The 1,788-nt window shown below is 49.1% G+C and carries 1 rRNA gene; it reads left to right on the top strand.

Features of this window, described 5'->3' with window-relative positions:
- The first annotated feature begins 118 nt into the window (after positions 1–118).
- A 16S ribosomal RNA gene (locus tag AC1RRY_RS21870) occupies positions 119–1,624 on the top strand.
- The last annotated feature ends 164 nt before the right edge of the window (positions 1,625–1,788 follow it).

The raw sequence follows: 1,788 nt of genomic DNA, 5'->3' as shown, positions 1-1,788 counted from the left end.
AAGAGAGCTTAATTAGTTTTAACAAGTCGGAAGGTTGAGAGACTGGATGAATAAAGTTCATTAACTTGTTGAGAATGCAAATGCGAGACCTTAAGTAGTCAGGCAAACTTTGACATTTACAATGGAGAGTTTGATCCTGGCTCAGGATGAACGCTAGCGGCGGGCTTAATACATGCAAGTCGAGGGGTGGTAGCAATACTACACCGGCGCACGGGTGCGTAACGCGTATGCAATCTACCTTTATCTGGGGGATAGCCCGGGGAAACCCGGATTAATACCGCATAACAAATTAATCGGCATCGATTGATTTTAAAAGATTTATCGGATAGAGATGAGCATGCGTAAGATTAGATAGTTGGCGAGGTAACGGCTCACCAAGTCTACGATCTTTAGGGGCTCTGAGAGGAGAATCCCCCACACTGGCACTGAGATACGGGCCAGACTCCTACGGGAGGCAGCAGTAGGGAATATTGGGCAATGGGCGCAAGCCTGACCCAGCCACGCCGCGTGCAGGAAGAAGGCCCTCTGGGTTGTAAACTGCTTTTGACCGGGAAGAAAAGACTCCTTGCGAGGAGAGTTGACGGTACCGGCAGAATAAGCCACGGCTAACTACGTGCCAGCAGCCGCGGTAATACGTAGGTGGCGAGCGTTATCCGGATTTATTGGGTTTAAAGGGTGCGTAGGCGGCTGATTAAGTCAGCGGTGAAAGGTAGCAGCTTAACTGTTTTACATGCCGTTGATACTGGTTAGCTTGAGTTAACAGAAGGCAGATAGAATTTCTGGTGTAGCGGTGAAATGCTTAGATACCAGGAGGAATACCGATTGCGAAGGCAGTCTGCTGCAGTTACACTGACGCTGAGGCACGAAAGTGCGGGGATCAAACAGGATTAGATACCCTGGTAGTCCGCACAGTAAACGATGATTACTAGTTGTTGGCGAGAGTCAGTGACCAAGGGAAACCGATAAGTAATCCACCTGGGGAGTACGCCGGCAACGGTGAAACTCAAAGGAATTGACGGGGGTCCGCACAAGCGGTGGAGCATGTGGTTTAATTCGATGATACGCGAGGAACCTTACCTGGACTAGAATGTGAGGGAATTATTCAGAAATGGATAAGCCAGCAATGGCCCGAAACAAGGTGCTGCATGGCTGTCGTCAGTTCGTGCCGTGAGGTGTTGGGTTAAGTCCCGCAACGAACGCAACCCCTGTTGTCTGTTGCCATCAAGTAAAGTTGGGGACTCAGACAAGACTGCCTACGCAAGTAGAGAGGAAGGAGGGGACGACGTCAAGTCATCATGGCCCTTACGTCCAGGGCAACACACGTGCTACAATGGGCGATACAGAGTGTTGCGAGCCAGCAATGGCAAGCCAATCACAAAAAGTCGTTCACAGTTCGGATTGGGGTCTGCAACTCGACCCTATGAAGCTGGAATCGCTAGTAATCGGGTATCAGCTATGACCCGGTGAATACGTTCCCGGACCTTGTACACACCGCCCGTCAAGCCATGGAAGTTGGGTAGACCTGAAGCGGAAGGTAAAAGATTTCGTTAGGGTAGAACCAGTAACTGGGGCTAAGTCGTAACAAGGTAGCCGTACCGGAAGGTGCGGCTGGAACACCTCCTTTTTAGAGATTCTTATGATAAGTAGGAATTAAAACGACTGACACGAAAGATCAAGCATTTGTATTCTCATCAACAAGTTAAGTAATGAAAGTGAAGGAACGGAAGTTTACAGGTGTAGTGATTGTAGGGAAAGCAAAACTACAAGCCATTAGACTGCAAACTCTGC

Source organism: Emticicia sp. GW821-FHT11C11, from assembly GCF_058808615.1.
This window is presented reverse-complemented; position numbering and strand designations above follow the sequence as displayed.